This is a genomic window from Polynucleobacter sp. UB-Tiil-W10 (assembly GCF_018881605.1).
Lineage (GTDB): Bacteria > Pseudomonadota > Gammaproteobacteria > Burkholderiales > Burkholderiaceae > Polynucleobacter.
The window spans coordinates 1,595,556-1,616,842 of sequence record NZ_JACVPZ010000001.1 but is presented as its reverse complement, the minus strand read 5'-3'; the positions used below and the strand labels follow the sequence as shown (position 1 = coordinate 1,616,842).

At 46.5% G+C, this 21,287-nt stretch carries 13 protein-coding genes; 4 read left to right on the top strand and 9 right to left on the bottom strand.

Annotated features, from left to right (window positions below; genetic code table 11):
* Window positions 1-14: 14 nt before the first annotated feature.
* On the bottom strand, window positions 15-2,711 hold the full coding sequence (gene aceE / locus ICN33_RS08260; protein WP_216196129.1) for a pyruvate dehydrogenase (acetyl-transferring), homodimeric type: 2,697 nt from the start codon (window positions 2,709-2,711) through the stop codon (window positions 15-17).
* A gap of 204 nt (window positions 2,712-2,915) precedes the next feature.
* Here aceE and ICN33_RS08255 point away from each other — a divergent pair, with 204 nt between their 5' ends.
* The 4 genes from ICN33_RS08255 (at window position 2,916) to ICN33_RS08240 (ending at window position 9,185) form a co-directional block, all read left to right on the top strand.
* On the top strand, window positions 2,916-5,438 hold the full coding sequence (locus tag ICN33_RS08255) for a PAS domain-containing sensor histidine kinase (RefSeq protein ID WP_216196126.1): 2,523 nt from the start codon (window positions 2,916-2,918) through the stop codon (window positions 5,436-5,438).
* 35 nt (window positions 5,439-5,473) lie between these two features.
* Window positions 5,474-6,121 carry a response regulator transcription factor gene (locus tag ICN33_RS08250; protein ID WP_216196124.1) on the top strand — a complete coding sequence of 216 codons (648 nt, stop codon included), beginning with the start codon at window positions 5,474-5,476 and terminating at the stop codon, window positions 6,119-6,121.
* 15 nt (window positions 6,122-6,136) lie between these two features.
* A complete protein-coding gene (folD, locus tag ICN33_RS08245) occupies window positions 6,137-6,991 on the top strand; it encodes a bifunctional methylenetetrahydrofolate dehydrogenase/methenyltetrahydrofolate cyclohydrolase FolD (protein WP_068321234.1) in 855 nt (284 codons plus the stop codon).
* Window positions 6,992-7,058: 67 nt separating this feature from the next.
* A complete protein-coding gene (locus ICN33_RS08240; RefSeq protein ID WP_216196122.1) occupies window positions 7,059-9,185 on the top strand; it encodes a M3 family metallopeptidase in 2,127 nt (708 codons plus the stop codon).
* Between the two features lie 6 nt (window positions 9,186-9,191).
* Here ICN33_RS08240 and ICN33_RS08235 read toward each other — a convergent pair whose 3' ends face one another.
* The 8 genes from ICN33_RS08235 to ICN33_RS08200 all read right to left on the bottom strand — a co-directional run bounded on the left by ICN33_RS08235 (window position 9,192) and on the right by ICN33_RS08200 (window position 21,251).
* On the bottom strand, window positions 9,192-12,323 hold the full coding sequence (locus tag ICN33_RS08235) for an efflux RND transporter permease subunit (protein ID WP_216196120.1): 3,132 nt from the start codon (window positions 12,321-12,323) through the stop codon (window positions 9,192-9,194).
* 2 nt (window positions 12,324-12,325) lie between these two features.
* Window positions 12,326-13,450 (bottom strand): efflux RND transporter periplasmic adaptor subunit, encoded by a 1,125-nt coding sequence (locus tag ICN33_RS08230; RefSeq protein ID WP_216196118.1) that lies wholly within the window; start codon window positions 13,448-13,450, stop codon window positions 12,326-12,328.
* 125 nt (window positions 13,451-13,575) lie between these two features.
* A complete protein-coding gene (locus ICN33_RS08225; protein WP_216196116.1) occupies window positions 13,576-15,255 on the bottom strand; it encodes an efflux transporter outer membrane subunit in 1,680 nt (559 codons plus the stop codon).
* Window positions 15,256-15,371: 116 nt separating this feature from the next.
* Window positions 15,372-16,220, bottom strand: coding sequence for an exodeoxyribonuclease III (gene xth / locus ICN33_RS08220; RefSeq protein ID WP_216196114.1), 849 nt, complete (start codon window positions 16,218-16,220; stop codon window positions 15,372-15,374).
* Window positions 16,213-17,664: a nitrogen regulation protein NR(I) gene (gene ntrC, locus ICN33_RS08215; protein WP_216196112.1), complete on the bottom strand. Its 1,452-nt coding sequence runs from the start codon at window positions 17,662-17,664 to the stop codon at window positions 16,213-16,215. Before ntrC ends, xth begins: the two co-directional genes overlap by 8 nt.
* A complete protein-coding gene (gene glnL, locus ICN33_RS08210; RefSeq protein WP_370623253.1) occupies window positions 17,661-18,782 on the bottom strand; it encodes a nitrogen regulation protein NR(II) in 1,122 nt (373 codons plus the stop codon). The genes ntrC and glnL overlap by 4 nt, the downstream gene beginning before the upstream one ends.
* A 26-nt stretch (window positions 18,783-18,808) precedes the next feature.
* The gene (gene glnA, locus ICN33_RS08205) at window positions 18,809-20,224 is read right to left on the bottom strand and encodes a type I glutamate--ammonia ligase (protein WP_215361531.1); all 1,416 of its coding nucleotides are present in this window, start codon (window positions 20,222-20,224) and stop codon (window positions 18,809-18,811) included.
* Window positions 20,225-20,423: 199 nt separating this feature from the next.
* A complete protein-coding gene (locus ICN33_RS08200) occupies window positions 20,424-21,251 on the bottom strand; it encodes a molybdopterin-binding protein (RefSeq protein ID WP_216196603.1) in 828 nt (275 codons plus the stop codon).
* Window positions 21,252-21,287: the final 36 nt, after the last annotated feature.

Below are 21,287 nucleotides of genomic sequence, written 5' to 3'. Positions count from 1 at the left end.
GTATTTATCTCTTATCAAACCGTCATTGGGTTTGGTTTAGTAGTGTCGATGTCATATTTCTTAATCGCCTCTGCCAGCTTAGAGCGATCAAGCTGGCCAGAATCAACCAATGACCTCAGGGCAGTCAGAACTACCCAACGACGATCCACCTCAAAGAAGTCACGGAGTTTTTCGCGGGTATCGGAACGACCAAAGCCATCAGTACCCAAGACTTCATAACGGCGACCCATATGCTGAATGGCTGGACGAATCTGCTCAGCAAACAAGCGGACATAGTCAGTTGCCGCAATCACAGGGCCGACAGTATCTTTAAGACAATTCTCTACATGAGATAAAGCGGGTGCGGCAGTCGGATTTAAGAGATTGCTACGGTGTACCGCAGTCCAATCACGGCCAAGTTCTGTAAAACTTGGGCAACCCCATAAGTCTGAAGCAATACCCCAGTCTTTATGGAGAATTTCTGCCGCCTCAATCACTTCGCGGAAGATGGTTCCTGAACCCAAGAGTTGTACGCGCAACTTTGCTTTATCGTCACCAACTGACTTGAGCTTATACATACCCTTAATGATGTCTTGCGCCGCACCCTTAGGCATTGCTGGATGCGAATAGTTTTCATTCATCAAGGTGACGTAGTAGTAAACGTCTTCCTGCACTTCCAACATGCGACGCATACCATCCTGAATCACAACTGCTAATTCAAATGAGAAGGTTGGGTCATAGCTGATGCAGTTTGGAACTGCACCACTCCACAGATGACTATGGCCATCTTCATGTTGCAAGCCTTCGCCGTTCAAAGTAGTCCTACCAGCAGTACCACCCAGCAAGAAACCGCGGCTACGCATATCCCCTGCCGCCCAAGCTAAGTCACCTATACGCTGGAAACCAAACATGGAGTAGAAGATATAGAAAGGCAACATCGGCACACCGTGCGTAGAGTATGAAGTCGCTGCTGCGATCCAGTCGCACATACCGCCCGCTTCGTTAATTCCCTCTTGCAGAATTTGACCGGTCTTATCCTCTTTATAGAACATCAATTGATCGTGATCTTCTGGTGTGTAAAGCTGACCCAATTGATTCCAAATACCCAATTGGCGGAACATGCCTTCCATGCCAAAAGTTCGCGACTCATCCGGAACAATCGGAACCACGCGCTTACCGAGGACCTTATCGCGCACTACTGTATTAAGCATGCGCACAAATGCCATAGTGGTAGAGATCTCACGACCTTCTGACGTCGCTTCGAGCAATGGGGCAAAAACGTCTAAGGCGGGCACAGGCAAACTTTCTGCCTTCATGCGACGCTGAGGCAGATAGCCACCTAACTCTTGACGACGCGCCTTCATGTATTCCAACTCAGGACTACCTTCAGCAAACTTCACCAAAGGCATTTCGTCTAATTGCTCATCCTTTACTGGGATCTCAAAGCGATCACGGAAGCGACGAACGTCGTCATCGTTCATCTTCTTCGCTTGGTGAGCAATATTCATTGCCTCACCAGAGCCGCCCATGCCGTAACCCTTAATGGTGTGGGCCAAGATGACAGTTGGTTGATCTTTGGTATTCACAGCAGCATGGAAGGCTGCAAAGACTTTATGAGGGTCATGTCCACCACGGTTGAGTTGCCAGATCTCATCATCACTCCAGTCATTCACAAGAGCTTTTAACTCTGGTGTATTAAAGACGATCTCGCGAACATAGGCGCCATTCTTAGACTTCATAGTCTGGTACTGACCATCGACGATCTCGCCCAGGCGTTGCATCAAGATGCCCTTCTTATCGCGCGCAAATAATGCATCCCACTGACCGCCCCAAACGACCTTGATCACATTCCAACCGGCGCCACGGAACTCACCTTCAAGTTCTTGAATAATTTTTCCGTTACCGCGCACTGGTCCATCTAAGCGCTGCAAGTTACAGTTAATAACAAAAATGAGGTTATCGAGTTTTTCACGACCAGCCATACCAATCGCACCCAATGATTCTGGCTCGTCGGTTTCGCCGTCACCCAAGAAGGCCCAAACTTTACGACTCTGCTCCTGAATAAATCCACGATCTGTGAGGTACTTCATAAAACGCGCTTGATAAATCGCCATGATGGGGCCTAAGCCCATCGATACTGTTGGGAACTGCCAGAAGTCAGGCATCAACCAAGGGTGTGGATAACTGGAGATACCTTTGCCGCCTACTTCTTGGCGGAAGTTATTGAGTTGTCCTTCTTCGAGGCGACCCAGCATATAAGCACGTGCGTAGACACCTGGCGCTGAGTGACCCTGCACAAATATAAGATCCCCGCCATGCTCAGGAGACGGCGCATGCCAGAAATGGTTAAAGCCAACGTCATACAAAGTAGCCGCTGACTGGAATGAAGAAATGTGTCCGCCAACGTTCGTATCTTTGTTGGCGCGCAGAACCATCGCCATCGCATTCCAGCGAGTGTAAGAACGAATGCGATGCTCTACGTTTTGATCACCAGGTAAACGCGCTTGGTTTTCAACGGGAATAGTATTGATGTAAGGCGTCTCCGCATGGAAAGGCTGCACTACTCCGTTTACACGCGCATGAGAAATTTGTTGATCAATCAGATAGGCAGCTCTCTCGGGGCCCTCGTTGCGAATAACACCATCGAGCGCCTGCAACCATTCTTGAGTCTCCCCCGGATCAGCGTCCTGGGCATTCTGTTTACCTAGTATTTGGTCTGGAACTGCTGCCATCTTTTGTCTCCATTAAATAGTACTTAATTTGTCATTAACTCTATAGGCAACATTCTAGGAAGGTATATGGGTGTAAACAAGCAATTTTCCACATAATGATAATATTTCTCATAATGTGGTAATTTATTGCGCTGCAAATAAGAAGCCTCAAAGCAGGCAAAAATGCGCCTCAAGGTAGGCAATTAAGGCAAAATCTTCGTATTCATGAAAAAAACAGTCTTATCCGGACTCATTCTTAGTCCATTCAGATGGCTCCGCAAAATTCGCGGATTTAGACTGGTTTACACCCCGTTACTCGCAATCGTTCTATTTACAGTGGTCATGGGCATTATTTTGGGCACCCTGCATTTGCAGGAAAAAAATCAGCAAGAGGCTGCCCTATTTAGAGAGCTCTCTTTTGCCAAGCAACGGATTCAGGCTCGTTTTGTCAGCAATCTGGATGCATTCACTACGATCAATCGAGAAGTTGCAGCTAGTGAAGACAAGGTCAAGTTAAGGCAAATTGCTCGTGAGCAAGCAGAGGACATTGTTTTAAACAATCATGAGATTGTCAGAATCATTTGGCTAAATGATAAAAATCAACGTGAATGGATTGCTCCAGCTGAAAGCGAGAAAACAGATTGGATTAGCAAGAGCCAAAATGATCAACCCATTCATGCCAGTCTTTTATCTGCAATCGAACTAAGTAGAGTAACCAGTCGGGCAGCCTTTAGTCAATTCATCTCCTTAGAGATTCCAGTAGATGAGCCGATCTCCGCAGATAGAAAAATTGTTTTTTGGCAAGTGGTACCCAATATCGTTGGCGGTGAAATTATTGGTTTCTTAGCGGCCCTCTACACCACCCAAGGCATCTTAGAAGTCATTCCAGGAGAGCTCAAATCACATTACCGCTTTACCTTACTCACCGACAATGAGAGGGTGCTGGGCATATCTTCCGATAAGAACACACCCAAAAGAGCGTTTAGCAATCAGACCAGTTTAGATATTGGTGTCTTGAGCCCAAATATCAATTTGCGCATTGATACCTACCCTCCACCTACCAATCTCACTTTTAGAATGCTGATTGGTGTTGTGCTCGGTTTGAGCGCATTCGTGGTGTGGAGTTTGTGGTCAGTACTCAAGCAGATGCAAGTGCGGCAAGAAGCAGAAGCCAGTCTGCGCACAGAAACAAGTTTTCGTAATGCCATGGAAAATTCCACTCCAGTCGGTATTCGTGCGCATGATATGCAAAAACGCATTACGTATGTCAATCGAGCCTTTTGTGAAATGACGGGCTGGTCATCGGAAGAGCTAATGGGTCTCACGCCGCCATTTCCTTTCTGGCCTGACTCCAGAAGAGATGAGCTTGTAGAAAAAATGAATCGCGCTTTAAGGGCCGATATCTCAGGCAACATGAAGGTCGGCATTGAAGGCGTAATTTTAAAAAGGGATGGCTCCTTGATTCAGACGCGCACTTTTATTGCGCCACTCATTAATGAAAAAGGCAAGCAGACTGGTTGGGTTACCTCATTAATTGATATTTCTGAGCCTAAAAAGATTCGCGAAGAATTAGCGGCTTCTCAAGAACGCTTCACCACAGTTCTAGAAAGTCTAGATGCGGCTGTATCGGTAGTATCACCAGAAACTAACGCCCTACTATTTGCCAATCGGTTTTATCGTGAGCGCTTTGGTGATGACTCTAAAGGTCACTTCCAGTTAGCCGGTATTGATACGGGCAACACGACGATGCGAGAAATCGCGGAAGATCTAGAGGATTCCCCTCCCGGAATTCCAACCTCATTCTTGTATCAAGAATCCGAATCGGAAGAAGTCCAGTTAAGCGATGACAGCAATAAGTGGTTTGAAGTGAGACGTCGATTCATCCCATGGGTAGACGGACATCTTGCACAGCTATTAATTGCTACCGACATTACTACTCGTAAGGAAGCGGATGATTTAGCTCTGCAACAACAAGAGCGGATGCAGTTCACCAGTCGCTTAACTACTATGGGTGAAATGGCATCCTCTTTGGCGCACGAATTAAACCAACCTTTATCCGCTATCTCCAACTACTGTATGGGCGTTGCAAAACGATTGGATGGCAACTTAGATCCTGCACTGTCTAAAGAAATTTTGCCTGCACTTGAAAAGGCTTCTGAACAAGCGCATCGAGCGGGCACCATCATTCAACGGATTCGAGGTTTTGTAAAACGTAGCGAACCCCAACGCAAAGCCTCGTGCATTACCGACATCATTAATGATGCGGTTGGCTTGGTAGAGATTGAAGCCCATCGTCACCGCTTAAGCATTCATTCTGAGATCGCCGATAACTTGCCGGTAGTTGACTTGGATCCGGTCCTCATCCTGCAGGTTGTGGTTAATCTTCTTAAAAATGCCTTGGACAGCGTACGAGAGGCATACCCCCTTTCCTCCCGTTGGTCGGCGCCACCCGTTCGAATTAGCGCCGATTTAGATACCAGTATTTTCCCGGCGATGCTCCGAATTCAGGTAACCGATGCAGGGGGTGGTATCCCAGAAAACGTGCTGGAACGCATGTTTGAGCCGTTTTTTAGTACAAAATCCGATGGAATGGGTATGGGACTCAATATTTGCAGATCCATTATTGAATCCCACCATGGCAGGCTTTGGGCTACCAATGTCCAAGACTCAGAACAGACCAAACTAGCGGGCTGCACCTTTACAATACTTCTACCCTTGGAATCCCCACAATCTGAGGCTAATGTTTAAGATTGAATTTAAAGATTTACCTGACGAGAACTGATATGAACTTAAGCGCCGCAGCAAAACCAAACCAAGCTGAAGTTGTCTATGTAGTCGATGACGATGAAGCGGTAAGAGATTCGCTTACTTGGCTTCTAGAAAGCAATGGCTATGTCGTTCGTTGCCATGCAAGCGCAGAACGTTTTTTGCAGTCCTTGCAAAGCACGGATAAGTCAACCATCTCTTGCGCCATTTTGGATGTGCGCATGCCCGGTATGTCAGGCCTCGAATTACAAGAGCGTCTTACCAGTGAAAACTTGCCTATGCCAGTTGCTTTCATTACCGGTCATGGTGATGTCTCTATGGCAGTCTCCACCATGAAACGGGGTGCGGTAGATTTCATTGAAAAGCCTTTTAAAGAAAATGATCTCTGCGGATTAGTGGACCGCATGCTTGCAAAAGCGCGCATCGACTATTCACAAGCCAGTCAACGCAAAATTACCCAGAGCTTACTCAGCAAGCTTACTGGTCGCGAGCGCCAGGTTCTCGAGCGCATTGTTGCTGGTCGCTTAAATAAACAAATTGCTGATGACCTGGGTATTTCCATTAAGACTGTTGAGGCGCACCGTGCCAACATCATGGAAAAGCTCAACGTCAATACGGTTGCAGACCTGCTCCGCTTGGCTTTATCCGATCCCCAGCCTAATTAATTAACGGGGTTTTCAATGCCAGCCCAATTATTAGACGGAAACGCCCTTTCTAAAAAACTCCGCACCGAGATTGCTGCACGTGGCGCGATTGTTACCGCCAAAGGCACAAGACCTGGTTTAGCCGTGATTGTGGTTGGTGACAATCCTGCCAGCGCAGTGTATGTTCGCAATAAAGTAAAAGCCTGTGAAGACGTAGGCTTTCATTCTGTTTTAGAACGTTACTCAGCTGAACTTGGCGAGGAAGAATTGCTGGCTCGCATTGCCACTCTCAATGCTGACCCTGCCATTCATGGGATCTTGGTACAACTACCTTTGCCAGAGCATATTGCCTCTGAGCGCGTATTGGAAGCGATTGCCCCAGAAAAAGATGTGGATGGCTTTCACGTTGCCAATGCTGGCGCCTTGATGGTAGGTCAACCAGAATTCAAGCCCTGCACACCTTATGGTTGCATGAAGATTCTCGAAAGCATTGAATACCCCATTCGAGGTGCTCGTGCTGTGATTGTTGGAGCCTCCAATATTGTGGGAAAGCCAATGGCTATGCTCCTATTGCAAGCTGGTGCAACTGTCACTATTTGCAATAGCAAGACACGTGACTTGGCTCACCATACAAAAGATGCGGATATTTTGGTGGTTGCTACTGGCAAACCCAAAATGATCTCCGGCGACATGGTCAAGAATGGCGCTGTTGTCATCGACGTAGGCATCAACCGCCTCCCTGATGGCAAACTGTGCGGCGACGTGGATTTTGATACTGCCAAGTATGTCGCTGGCTGGATTACCCCAGTTCCAGGTGGCGTAGGCCCCATGACCATCACCATGCTGCTGATGAACACCCTGGAAGCTGCCGAAAAAGCCGCCAAGCATTAACTTACTACGCACTAAGGATTTAACTGGGACTTTGGCAAAATTACTCCCAGTCCATTAAGCTAGAGGGATGACTACATCCCTTAGCAGAGTTCTCCCCGCAGAATTACAAAACAATCCTCTCGTTAACTTTGGACGCGGCATTGCCGCCTATTCAGAAGTCAAACCAGAACATATAGCACCCGCGATTGAGTATTTACTGAAGCATGCACAAGATGCCGTTGAGCTAGCCGTCAATCCCAACACTGCATCCACATGGAATATGTTGGCTGAACCTCTTGAGGATGCAACAGAATCCTTGGGAAGATCTTGGGGTGTGATTTCTCATCTGAATAGTGTTGCCGATACGCCTGAGCTGCGTGTCGCCTATGGGGAAATGTTGCCCAAGGTAACTGCCTTCTTTTCGAGTCTTGGACAAAATTTAGAGCTTTATAAAAAGTTCAAAGAATTAAGTAAGGCCTCCGACTTTTCAAAGTTGAGTGCAGCTCAAAAGAAAGTGATTGAAAACTCCTTACGAGACTTTCGTTTGGGTGGAGCGGAACTCAGTGATGCAGATAAGCCCCGCTTTGCTCAAATTCAGGATGAGCAAGCAACCTTAGGAAAAGCCTTTTCAGATCACGTCTTGGATGCTACCGATGGTTTTGTTCATCTCGTAACCGATAAAGCAGACTTAGTGGGCATGCCAGAAGATGCGATTGCTGCAGCTGCAGATACTGCCCAGCAAAAAAACCTACAAGGCTGGGCATTCACACTGCACTTCCCCTCTTATTACCCTGTCATGCAGTATTCAGAAAACCGAGCTTTACGCCGCCTAATGTATGAGACTTATGTGACTCGCGCTTCTGAGCTAGCGCCCCAGTACGCCAATGGCAAATTGGATTGGGACAACACTCAAAATATGCTGGAGCAATTACGTCTTCGCGATGAGGAAGCACGCATGCTGGGCTTCAAAAACTATGCAGCGCTAAGTTTGGCGCCTAAGATGGCTAGCAGTGTCGAGGAAGTTGACTCATTCTTAACCAACTTTGCGCAGAAGGCCAAACCCTTTGCATTAAAAGATTGGCAAGAACTTTCTGAGTTTGCCAAGACTGAACTTTCTATTATTGATGGATTGGAGCCTTGGGATGTTGCCTTTGCATCCGAGAGATTGAAGCAAGAGCGCTACTCCTTTTCGGAGAATGAACTCAAGCAATACTTCCCATTACCAAAGGTATTGGATGGACTCTTTCAGGTTATTCAAACTTTGTTTGGTGTCAAGATTGAAGCGGCAGATTTGCCTACTTGGCATGCGGACGTCCAATCCTTCTCTGTAAAAAATGCCAAGGGTAATATCGTGGCTTATTTTTACCTAGACCCCTACGCCCGCCCTGGCAAGCGTGGCGGGGCTTGGATGGATGACGCCCGTGGACGCAGAGTATTGCCAAATGGTGAGATTCAGGTGCCGGTAGCCTACTTAGTTTGTAACTTTGCACCGCCAGTCAAAGTGGATGGCGTCTTACGTCAGCCGACCATTACTCATGATGATGTCATCACGCTCTTCCATGAAAGCGGCCATGGCCTGCATCACCTCCTAACTCAAGTCAGTGCTTTAGGTGTATCAGGCATCAATGGTGTCGAGTGGGACGCAGTAGAGCTTCCAAGTCAGTTTATGGAAAACTTTTGCTGGGAATGGGAAGTCTTAGAAAAAATGACAGCGCATGCTGAAACTGGCCAGCCTTTGCCACGGGAGCTCTTTGAAAAAATCCTCGCTGCCAAGAATTTCCAAAACGGCTATATGACCTTGCGTCAGATCGTGATGTCATTAACCGATTGGCGTCTGCACGCGAGCTTTGATGTGAAGAATGCTAAAGGTCAAGCAGTTCTGGACTTATCTAGAGCTATAGCAGATCAATTCAATGTTATTCCTCAAGCAGCCATCTCCCGTTGGATCAATACCTTTAGCCATATTTTTGCTGGTGGCTATGCGGCCGGCTACTACAGTTATAAGTGGGCGGAAGTATTGTCTGCCGATGTTTACTCTGCCTTTGAAGAGGCGGCAAAACTGACTGGCAGCGTCCTCGATGAAAAAACTGGTACTCGCTATCGTGAGGAAATATTGGAAGTCGGTGGCAGTCGTCCTGCGGCCGAATCGTTCAAAGCTTTTAGAGGTAGAGAGCCCAGCATTGATGCCTTGTTAAGGCATGGTGGCTTAGCTTAGAGACTATTAACCAGTCTTGCCAGCCTTCTTATTCGCCCGGTTTTCAAAGAAGGTTTCGATTTCCACATAAAAGATTGGGACCAGAGCCACAGCAAGGCAGGTGGAAGCGATCATGCCGCTAAATACCGTTATGCCCAGGGAGATACGTGCTGCTGCACCTGCCCCACTTGATAGAAGCAATGGCATGACGCCTAAGATAAATGCAATCGATGTCATCACAATTGGTCTAAAGCGCTCTCTCGAAGCTTCTAGCGCAGCGTCTACAAAACTCATGCCCTTATGTCTACATTCAATGGCGACTTCAACAATCAAGATCGAGTTCTTGCAGGAGAGTGCAATCATTAACACCAGACCAATCTGAACATAAATATTATTTGATAGGCCCGTAAGCAATAAAGCCAATACCGTTCCCGATAAGGAAAGTGGAACTGCAGTTAAAACAGCTAGTGGAGCTACCCAAGTTTCATATTGCGCAGCAAGCACTAAGTACACCAGCAAGATCGAAAGTGCAAAGATCAAGATCACAGTATTCCCTACCAAGTTTTCTTGATAAGACATACCAGCCCACTGGAAAGCGACACCATCAGGTAAAGTCTTGGCGGCCACTTGCTCTAGAGCCTTCATCGCCTGCCCAGAACTATAGCCGTCCTTGGCTGCGCCCAGGACAGCAGCAGAAGGATAAAGCTGAAACTGTGATGCGAAAGCTGGTCCAGCAACTTCTTTGACATCAATGAAGGATCCAAGCGGAACCATATTGCCGCTATTATTTTTTACATAAAGACGATTGACTTGCTCTATAGCGTTACGGTATTTGCCATCAGCCTGCACATACACTTGATAGGTTTGACCATATTTGAAGAATTGGTTGACGTAAGAAGATCCAAGATAGGATTGCAATACGTCATAAGCATCCCCAATCTCAACACCAAAAGTTTCTGCTCTACCTATATTGAAGCTGAGTTGTAGTTGCGGAACATTATTTTGGAATGGCGTAAAGGCCATCATGATCTCTGGCTGCTTCTGTGCTTCATCAATGAAAGCCTTAGCAGCAGCATCTAACTTTGCAAAATTATTACTGCCATCAGTCAGCATCAATCTCATCTCAAAACCACCAGACAAACCTAAACCAGGAATGGCTGGCGGTAAGAGCACAAAGGCCTTGAGCTCTTGCACTTGCTTTAGCCCTTCATTCATATTGTTGTAGATTTCACGAAGACTCTCGCCTTTACCTCGCTCTTCCCACTTTTTCATGATGACGTATAGACCACCAGCATTAGACTGAGAGCTGCTGTTGTTCAGCAAGTTAATACCACCAATCACTACAACTGTTTCAACCCCGGGCACCTTCTTGATCACATCAACTGCTTTTTTCATCCCTGCCTCGGTCCGCTGTAAAGAGGCAGCATCAGGCAAGGTAGTTGAGACTACTAAATAGCCTTGGTCTTCATTTGGTATGAAGCCAGACGGGACAAACATCAGACCAACAAGGGAGGCCACAATAATTGCAATACCTACCAATGATGCCTTGGCTCGATTCTTCATCAAGCCTTCAATCTTGTGCCCATACCACGTTGCCAAGCGATTGAAATACAGATCAAATTTTTGATAGAGCTTGTTTTTAACTGCGTTAGGATCAATCGGCTTTAAATACTGCGCTGACTGGGTTGGCTTTAGAGTGATCGCATTAATGCCACTAATTAACGCAGTTGCAGCAATCACCAAGGCAAACTGCCGATACATCTGCCCTGTAATGCCGGCAATAAATGACGCAGGAATAAATACCGCCATCAAAACCAAGGTAATGCCAATAATCGGCCCCATCAAAGAGGTCATGGCATCAATTGCACCTTGCTTAGGATCTTCGCCCTCTTCCACCTTCTTTGAAACCGCCTCTACCACCACAATCGCATCGTCCACCACAATACCGATACATAAAACAATCGCAAATAAAGTAAGCAAATTGATGGAGAAACCAAGAGCTGCCATGCAGGCAAATGCGCCAATAATTGTGACGGGTACTGTTGTTGCGGGAACTAGTGTGGCACGCCAGTTCTGCAGGAAAATCATGATGACGAGTAAAACCAAGATGCCTGCCTCATAGAGGGTTTTGTATACCTCATGTATCGAGGCTTGAACAAACATCGTGGTATCAAAAGGAATTGCCCAAGAAACCTCCTTTGGAAGCGTCTTGGCAATACTTTTCATTTCCTCTTGAACAGCTTGTGCAGTTGCAATTGCATTAGCACCAGGCATTTGATAAATGGCAATGCCGCCTGCAGGCCTATCATCAATCTTGAAGAACTGACTGTAATTTTGGCTACCCATTTCAATTCTGGCGATGTCTCGCAAGTAAGTGATGGCAGCCTTACCACCAGTCTTCACAACAATTCTGCCAAACTGCTCAGGGGTTGTCATAGCGCTGGTGACATTAAGCGTCAGCTGAAAATCTTGTCCCATCGGTGTTGGGGGAGCGCCAATTTGACCAGCGGTGAGCAGTACGTTCTGCCTATTAATGACGTTAATCACATCACTTGGCGTCAGATTGCGCATCTTGAGTTGGGCAGGATCGAGCCAAACTCGCATGCTGTAGTTACCCACACCAAAGACGTTGGCAGCAGCCACTCCCGGCAATCGCGCTAAGCGCTGTTGCAACTTGAGATTTGCAAGGTTACTTAAAAATAAACCGTCATGATCTGGATTGGATGAAGTTAGGGTAACAAACTGCAGAATGGCAGTTGATTGTGTTTTCGTTGTAACGCCCTGCTTTTGAACCGCTTGCGGCAAAGAAGGAAGCGCAATAGCTACCCGGTTTTGCACGTTTACCTGAGCCAAATCCGGATCTGTGCCAACCTTAAAGGTAACGGTTAGGGTGTAGTTTCCGTCATTGGTAGATGCGGACTCCATGTAAAGCATCCCATCAACACCATTGACCTGCGTTTCAATATTGCTAGCAACCAATTGCTGCACAAGGGTCGCACTTGCACCGGGATATCTTGCGGTCACCTGAATTGTAGGAGGAACAATATTGGGATACTGGGCAATGGGCAAACTATTAATGGATACCGCCCCAATCAATAGCATGATCAAGGCAATCACATTGGCCAGGACTGGCCGTTCGATAAAGAATTTAGATAGCATGATTATCGAGCTGGCATTGCCTCAATCGTAGTCTCTGTTGGTTTAGCTTCTTGATTAATACTTAGGTTAATAAATCCATTAATCACCACCTTACTATTTGCAGTTAAACCTTTACTGATCTCTACATATTTCTCAAAGCGCTGACCCAAGACAATATCCTGACGTTGCGCACGCATTGCATTATCTAAAACATAGACATAGTCACCCACTTGATCTGTCATAACAGCAGTCTTAGGCAACAATAAAGCTTGCCTTGGCGCGCCATACTGAGCCATGACGCGAGCATATAAACCAGGAATTAACTGATAGTTCTCGTTCTTCAAGATTGCCCGCAATTGCAGGGATCCAGTTTCGGTCGAAATTAAGTTGGCAGCGTAATCTAAGACACCTTCGTGTGGATATCCAACTTCATTTTGAAGTCCAACAAAGATAGGTAGCGTGTTTACTTCAGACTTGCGTTCCGAATTTTGATTTTGACCCTTTTCAAACTTCAAGAAATCTCTCTCGTTAATGGAAAAGTAAACATAAATTGGTGAGATCTGCTGAATAGTGGAGAGCTGAACACCTTTTGTCGTAGCATCCAAATAAGCGCCCACATCCAATAGATGTCTTCCCATGAGCCCATCAAAAGGCGCTCTGATTTCGGTATATCCCAAATTAATCTTGGCAAGGGTTAGATTAGCTTCAGCCTGCTGAAATTGAGATAAAGCTTTATCCACTGCAGCCTGAGAAGTAGCATTCTCTTTCAGCAAGGATTTCTGGCGACCATACTCACTCTTCGCTTCGGTATAAATTGCCTGCTTTAGTTTCACCTCTTGTATATATTGGTCTTGCTCAATTACAAATAGCAGATCCCCCTTCTTTACCATAGCGCCATCTGCAAATCCAATCTTCGTGAGATAGCCCTTTACTCGCGCATCAAGATTCACTGTGAGGTAGGGATCTACTAAACCGTCAAAGGTTGCAAAACTCCGAATCTCTTGCGAGAGTGGCTGCGCAATAGTTACTGGTGTTGGAGATTGTTTGATTTCTTTGCCACAAGACTTTAAGCAAATGATTGCTATCAAGGCAATTAGAACCAGCAGAGATACCCCAATTATCCGAGGCGAAAGCTTCTTTTTAAGCATGGGAATCTCAACCGTACTTAGCTTTCCTAGAAGTGCATTCCATCTGGCAGAGAGTGAACTCCATAGTGTCAAAATATACCTCCACAAGGGCAGCAGCAAAAGTTTGGCTTTGATTAAAAGGTCTTTCATGGCGCAGCACTTCCCTGAGTCGGCGGATTGGATATATTTAAAGGTGTATTTGATTTAGCTGGTGTAACTGATTGTGTAGGCTTGGATGGATCTGGAGTATCTACTAAAAACTTGCCTACCTTCACTGTTAAAGGATCACCCGTTCTTGTCAGGACAGAACCCCAATCCGTGCGATCAGACATATCAGCAATCATCTGGTCTGGTAACTGAGGAGGACTCATGTCTGCCGTCCAACCACCACCAAGAGCCTTAAATGCCCCAACATATCCAATGAGCTCATTGGATGAAGTTTGGACTAGGGAGTTTTGGATATTTAATAGATTTTGCTGTGCAGTAATCACCGTAGTGTAGTCACTCTGCCCGGTCTTATAGCGCTCAAGCGCTAAATCTGCGGCACTTTGCGCCGCAATTACGCCGCGACCTAAATCTTCTTTTGAGCTTTTAGTGGTGGAGATCGTAATCAGCGAATCCTCAACCTCCTTCTGCGCATTCAAGACTTGATTCTGATAAGCCAAGAGGCTCTGCTGGAAGATGGCATCCTGCACTCTGACCTGGTCCACAATTGCACCCCGATAGAAAAGTGGCAAATAAAGACCAGCACTTACTCCAGATGAGTTATTGCCCCAACTAAATAAGTTAGCGGAGGTTAGATTGCCATAGTTGGAAGTGGAGTATCCAAAAGTTCCACCTAGCGTAAAGGTTGGGAACAGTTGCGCCTTATTCACGCCGATGAGGGCCGATTTAGAAGCAGCATCAAACTCTGCCTGCAAAACATCGGGGCGGCGACGCAATAAATCTCTTGGCATACCAATGCCCAGTTCGGCCGGAGGCTTGAGACTTCCCTTAGTGTTGCCATAAGTCTTTTCGTAATAATCTGGAGGCTCACCTAGCAAAATACTCATGGCATGCTGATTTTTTTTCAAATTCGCAACCAAGCCCGGTATCTGTGCCTTGGTCTGCTCATACTGAGCTTGCGCTTGGCTTAAGTCCAGCATGGAGGTAGCACCATATTTAAAACGTGCACCTGCAATGCGTAAGCTTTCTTTTTGTAGGGCTAAGTTGGTTTTAGCAACCGCGATCAGCTCATCATAGTTACGGATATTGATATACGTATTGGCAACGTCTGCAGTGAGAGAAACATCAGCTGAGTAATAGGCTGCAACCCCTGATAAATAGGAGGTCAATGAACTTTGAACACCACGGCGATTCTTACCCCAAAAGTCCAACTCCCAACTCATTTGAACTAAGGCATTTTTTGAGACCAAATTATTAGCGTCATTAATCGCCTCTTGGATCGCGCTATTCCGATTGTTGTTATACGAAGCACTTAAGTTAGCAGATGGCAATAACGTAGCGTCACTCACTCCAAGTTGAGCTTGTAATTGGTAAATGCGTAAGGCTGTTTGTTGCAAGCTTAAGTTTTGCGCTGTTGCCTGCTTTAGCAAGGCATTGAGCGTTGGATCATTAAAGCTCTGCCACCACTCCACAGGATCCAGAATCTTGTTTGAGTTTTCACCCAAAGATTCTGTAAATTCCGTTTGAGTTGATGATTTATATTGATCGACAGCCTTAACTGGCGGCCTTGAATAATCTGGGCCAACCATCATGCATCCGGCCAACAGACAAGTGCTGGCAACGGTTAATGCATAAGCAGTTGTATTTCTAAGTAATCGCATTCAAGAATTTAGATTTGATCCCGATGGGTAAAGCTACTTGCTTCATTATTAATGACCATAATAAGGGCAAACCCGTTTTAAGAATACTAGGTCAATGCGTGGAATGGGCGCCCATATTAGGACTTTTTGATCTGCGCAATCACTGGAGCATGGTCGGATGGCTGCTCCCAGGCTCTTGGTACTTTATCCACGATGCTTGCACTGCATTTTTCTTTTAGGGCGTCACTGAGCAAAATATGATCAATGCGCATTCCGGCGTTTCTTCTGAAGCCCATCATGCGATAGTCCCACCAACTAAATGTTTTGGGTGCCTGTTCAAACATTCTGAATGAATCGCTCAGACCAAGCTTTATTAGATTCTGAAATGCCTCACGCTCTGGAGGCGAAACGAGATTCTGCCCTTCCCAAGCCTTGGGATCATGCACATCTTCGTCTGCTGGGGCGATATTGAAGTCACCCAATAGTGCGAGGCGAGAGTTTTGCTTGAGCTCATCATCCAGCCAAGTGTTTAGCGCCTTGAGCCAATTGAGCTTGTATACAAATTTATCGCTGTCAGGTGATTGCCCATTCGGAAAATACGCCGAGACTAGTCTCATAGGCTGAGTTCCGGCAAAGCAAACTGTCGCCGCGAGGATGCGCCGCTGCTCATCTTCGTGGTTTGGGATATTTCTGGTCGGTTTTAAAAATGCTGTTTCTATATCAGAGGCGATTGGCGCAAGGGCTGCCTTACGCAAGATAATCGCAACGCCGTTGTAGGTCTTTTGCCCGGCAGCCAAACTTAAGTAGCCCGCATCCTCTAACTCTTTATGAGGATACTTATCATCCGTGAGCTTGAGCTCTTGCAAACAGAGTGCATCAATTGGCTGTTTCTTTGCTTCCTGATCTTGCAGCCAACGAAGAACGTGTGGAAGGCGAACTTTTAAGGAGTTCACATTCCACGCTGCTATTCGAACTGAATCAGTCATCAATGCCCAACTCTTGCAACTTGCGAGTAATCGTATTACGCCCAATACCAAGGCGTTGCGCAGCTTCCACCCTTCTGCCGCGTGTTACCTCTAAAGCAGCTTGTAAAACAGCTTTTTCAAAGCGTGCAGTCAAGGCGTCAAAAACTTCTTTATCCCCATCTTGCAACATCTTGACAGCAAGACGGCCTAAGCCCCCCTCCCAATCCCCTACAGCAACTTTGCTAGAGGCGGGATTACTAGGTGAAGACTCTCCGTGAACAATGACGGGCTGTTCATTAACTTGGGCAACGATGTCGGCCGGAAGATCACTTACGCCGATGACGTTTGCGGGCGTCATCACAGTTAACCAGTGACATAGATTCTCCAATTGACGAACGTTACCCGAAAAAGGCATTGCGCTAATTTCTTTTAAGACTTCATCAGAAAGCTTCTTCGGCTCAACGCCTAAAGACTTAGCGCAACTGAGCATGAAGTGTCTTGCTAACATGGGAATATCTTCACTGCGCTCACGCAATGAAGGCATACGCAAACGAATCACATTCAAGCGATGCAATAAATCTTCGCGGAAGAGTCCGGCAGCTACTCTTGCATCGAGATTTTGATGAGTTGAGGCAATGATGCGCACATTTGCCTTAATAGGATCCTGACCACCAATGCGATAAAAATTTCCGTCAGACAGAACACGCAGTAAACGGGTCTGCAAATCAAAGGGGAGGTCCCCCACTTCACCCAAGAAGAGAGTGCCTCCATCTGCCTGCTCAAAGCGGCCACGACGTAAAGTCTGAGCGCCAGGAAAAGCCCCACGCTCGTGACCAAATAACTCAGATTCCAATAAATCTTTCGGTACAGCAGAAGTGCTCAAGGAGATAAATGGGCCTTTTGCGCTAGGGCTATGTTTGTGCAAAGCATGGGCAACCAATTCTTTTCCAGTGCCAGACTCTCCAGTAATCAGCACTGTGGCATTAGACTGGGCTAAACGGCCAATTGCACGGAATATTTCCTGCATAGCTGGCGCTTGACCAATAATCTCGGTGGCATCTTGCCTCCATGCGGTTAACTCTTTCGCCCCAGAATCATTGCGAATGCCCTGCTCAACTGCACGATGAATCAACTCAATCGCTTTTTCTACATCGAAAGGTTTAGTAAGGTATTCGAAGGCGCCGCCTTGGAAAGATGAGACCGCAGAATCCAAATCAGAGTACGCAGTCATGATGATTACAGGTAAATTTGGATGGCTCGCCTTCACATGCTGCAATAGATCCAAACCATTGCCACGTGGCATGCGGATATCTGAAATCAGAACCTGGGGGGATTCTTTTTCAAGGGCATTGAGTACATCATTTGGGTTAGAGAAACTCTTATGCGGAATATTCTCGCGCGCTAAGGCTTTTTCTAAGACCCAACGAATGGATTGATCATCGTCAACGATCCAAATTGGTTTCATGATATTTTCTCCTGCCTACGGTATGGAATTTGAATATGAAAATCGGTGCGCCCAGGACGACTATTGCAAGCAATAAACCCTTGGTGCTGCTGAACAAAGGTTTGAGCTAAGGTTAGGCCAAGGCCGCTACCCCCTTCTCTACCTGAAACCAATGGAAAGAAGATGCGCTCAATAATTTCTTCTGGAATCCCAGGGCCGTTATCAATTACATGAAGATCCATCGCCAGCTTATAGCGATGCTTTGCAATCGTGACTGAGCGCGCTACACGGGTCTTTAACTCAATTTGCGCAACACCACTACGAATCTCTTCCGAAAGTGCTTGTGCAGCGTTATGAACAATATTTAAGGTTGCTTGAATCAACTGCTCACGATCCCCCAATACATCTGGCAGACTAGTGTCGTAATTGCGAATAATGCGCAGACCTTTTGGAAACTCTGCCAGGACTAGGCTGCGAACACGCTCCAATGCTTCATGCACATTGAAGGATTCCATTACATGCGCCTTACGATGGGGCGCTAAGAGGCGGTCAACTAAAGTCTGGAGACGATCAGATTCTTTAATAATGACTTGGGTGTATTCACGCAAGCCCTTTTCTGGCAACTCAAATTCCAGTAGCTGAGCTGCCCCACGAATACCGCCCAATGGATTTTTAATCTCATGCGCTAAGTTACGCATCAACTGTTTATTGGCCTCTACTTGCTGCGTGACACGTTCATCACGCTCGCTGCGCAGCTGCTGATCGATCGGAAACCACTCCATCATGATGAGATCGGGATCATCCAAAGCAGCCACTACAACGTGAGCCGGAATAGAGTCTTGATGAATGCTTCCAGGTAATGCATCCAAAATCATTTCTTGGCGTTGAGCGAGCACATGCCCCTGCTTCACCTCAGAAATCATGTCATTTAATGCTTCGTTATCACCAAATAAATTGTGCACAGATTGCCCCTCAAGTGATTTACGCGAGAGGTCCAAAGCTGACTCAGCAGCCGGGTTCACGTACACCAATTGTTGGTTCTCTGCCGCAAATACCACGATGGCATTGGGCATCTGATCAAGCAATGTCGGAAAAAAAGGAGCAGCCGAAGCTGCTCCCTTGAACGAATTGCGCAACAGACCTGCGCTCAAGTTCTCTCCTTCGCTTACAGGGAGTAGTACATATCAAATTCGATTGGATGAGTAGTCATACGGAAACGTGTGACATCTTCCATCTTCAAATTGATATATGCATCAATCATGGATTCAGTGAATACACCACCGCGAGTCAAGAACTCGTGATCTTTCTTCAATGCATCCAATGCCTCTTCCAAGCTTGCGCAAACGGTTGGGATCTTTGCATCTTCTTCTGGTGGCAAGTCATACAAGTTCTTGTCAGCAGCTTCGCCTGGATGAATCTTGTTCTGAACGCCGTCCAAACCAGCCATCATCAATGCTGAGAAGCAGAGGTATGGGTTAGCCAATGGATCAGGGAAACGCGTTTCGATACGACGACCCTTTGGATTTGGAACGTGTGGAATACGAATAGATGCAGAACGGTTACGTGCTGAGTACGCCAACTTCACTGGAGCCTCAAAGCCTGGCACTAAACGCTTGTATGAGTTTGTGCCTGGGTTAGTAATCGCATTCAATGCTTTAGCGTGCTTGATGATGCCGCCAATGTAGAACAATGCGAATTCTGACAAGCCTGCATAGCCGTTACCAGCAAACAAGTTCTCACCATTCTTCCAAATGGATTGGTGAACGTGCATACCAGAGCCGTTGTCGCCAACTACTGGCTTAGGCATAAATGTTGCTGTCTTGCCATAAGCGTGGGCTACGTTTTGAATGACATACTTCTGCCAGATAGTCCAGTCAGCGCGCTGTACCAATGTGCTGAACTTAGTGCCCAATTCGTTTTGACCTTGGCCAGCAACTTCATGGTGATGCACTTCAACTGGAATGCCCAATGATTCGAGAATCAAACACATTTCAGAACGCATATCTTGGAATGTATCTACAGGAGCAACTGGGAAGTAACCGCCTTTTTTACCTGGACGGTGACCAGTATTACCACCTTCGATTTCAGCACCTGATGACCATGGAGCTTCTTCGGAATCAATCTTCACGAAGCAACCCTGCATGTCAGCACCCCAACGAACGCCGTCAAAAATGAAGAATTCTGGTTCTGGACCAAAGTAAGCTGCGTCGCCTAAGCCAGTACTCTTTAAGTAGGCTTCAGCGCGCTTAGCGATAGAACGTGGGTCACGGTCGTAACCTTTGCCGTCCGCTGGCTCGATCACATCACAAGTCAACACCAAGGTTGGCTCTTCGTAGAATGGGTCGATGTAGGCGGCTGTTGGATCTGGTCTAAGCAACATGTCAGACGCTTCAATACCCTTCCAACCAGCAATAGAAGAACCGTCAAATGCATGACCGCTCTCAAATTTGTCTTCGTCAAAAGCAGAGATAGGAACTGTCGTGTGCTGTTCTTTACCCTTTGTATCTACAAAGCGGAAATCAACAAAAGTACATTCTTTCTCTTTAACTAACTTCATCACATCAGCGACGGTCTTCGTCATGCAAATCTCCTCTATTAACTAAATTCGGAATCAAAACTCAAGGCATACACCCTTGTTCATTCCAGGCATCAAACATGCCTAATGGATGTATGTAATTTACTGAAGCAAACAAATGGGAACGCTCATTATTGCACTATTTAAGTGCTGAAATACCCCCGATACAAGCTCAATTACCCCTAAATGCACCTTTTTTGTGCAATTATTCTTGGCTGATATCGTGGATTTCGTAACCCAGCTCTTGAGTGCCGGCTCTTAAGGCAATCCAAGCACTTTCCAAAAGGTTGGCATTACCTTTAATGCCCAATTCAATATGGCGCTGGCTATAGACCCCACCCCTAGAGGCATCACCTACAGAGGGAAGACTAAAGACCTTAACCCCCGGGAAATTAGCCTCTATACGCTCCATTAGGGGGGTCAAAGTGGACTCAATTCCCTTGGGCACGATGAAACTCTGCTCTGCCCAGTTTTCTTGATGGAAGAGATCTTTGTAATAAGTATCTAGGCACCAAGCCATCATAGGCGCTGCCATCACCGGAAAGCCAGGAACAAAGTGATGCTCTTGAATTCGAAAACCGGGGATTTGGTTGTAGGGGTTCGGAATGATGTCGCTTCCTATTGGAAACTCACCCATCTTGAAGCGATGTTGATTCTCGGGGGTATTTAAATCCGACTTCATCGGATCGCCTTCAGCCATCGACTGAATTCGTCCAGCGATTAACTCTCTCGCGGTTGGATGCAATTGAGTTTTCGTACCGAGAGCAAGTGCTGCGCATTGACGGGTGTGATCATCTGGTGTCGCACCAATGCCACCAGTACTAAACACCACATCCCCACTCGCAAAACTATCTTTTAAGGTCGCGGTAATTTGCTCGGGGTCATCGGCAACATATTTAGCCCATGCAAGACTCAGGCCACGCTCATTGAGCAGCTCAATCAGCTTACTCATGTGTTTATCTTGGCGACGTCCTGACAATATCTCATCACCAATCACGATTAAACCAAAGCGACGCTGTGCTACATCTGACATCTCATTTGGGTCATCTATTTCAACTTTTTTCATTAC

Bases quoted from the DNA above. Each gene is read 5' to 3' on its own strand.
- aceE (WP_216196129.1), bottom strand. From the start codon at position 2,711: ATGGCAGCAGTTCCAGACCAAATACTAGGTAAACAGAATGCCCAGGAC.
- ICN33_RS08255 (WP_216196126.1), top strand. From the start codon at position 2,916: ATGAAAAAAACAGTCTTATCCGGACTCATTCTTAGTCCATTCAGATGG.
- ICN33_RS08250 (WP_216196124.1), top strand. From the start codon at position 5,474: ATGAACTTAAGCGCCGCAGCAAAACCAAACCAAGCTGAAGTTGTCTAT.
- folD (WP_068321234.1), top strand. From the start codon at position 6,137: ATGCCAGCCCAATTATTAGACGGAAACGCCCTTTCTAAAAAACTCCGC.
- ICN33_RS08240 (WP_216196122.1), top strand. From the start codon at position 7,059: ATGACTACATCCCTTAGCAGAGTTCTCCCCGCAGAATTACAAAACAAT.
- ICN33_RS08235 (WP_216196120.1), bottom strand. From the start codon at position 12,323: ATGCTATCTAAATTCTTTATCGAACGGCCAGTCCTGGCCAATGTGATT.
- ICN33_RS08230 (WP_216196118.1), bottom strand. From the start codon at position 13,450: ATGCTTAAAAAGAAGCTTTCGCCTCGGATAATTGGGGTATCTCTGCTG.
- ICN33_RS08225 (WP_216196116.1), bottom strand. From the start codon at position 15,255: ATGCGATTACTTAGAAATACAACTGCTTATGCATTAACCGTTGCCAGC.
- xth (WP_216196114.1), bottom strand. From the start codon at position 16,220: ATGACTGATTCAGTTCGAATAGCAGCGTGGAATGTGAACTCCTTAAAA.
- ntrC (WP_216196112.1), bottom strand. From the start codon at position 17,664: ATGAAACCAATTTGGATCGTTGACGATGATCAATCCATTCGTTGGGTC.
- glnA (WP_215361531.1), bottom strand. From the start codon at position 20,224: ATGACGAAGACCGTCGCTGATGTGATGAAGTTAGTTAAAGAGAAAGAA.
- ICN33_RS08200 (WP_216196603.1), bottom strand. From the start codon at position 21,251: ATGTCAGATGTAGCACAGCGTCGCTTTGGTTTAATCGTGATTGGTGAT.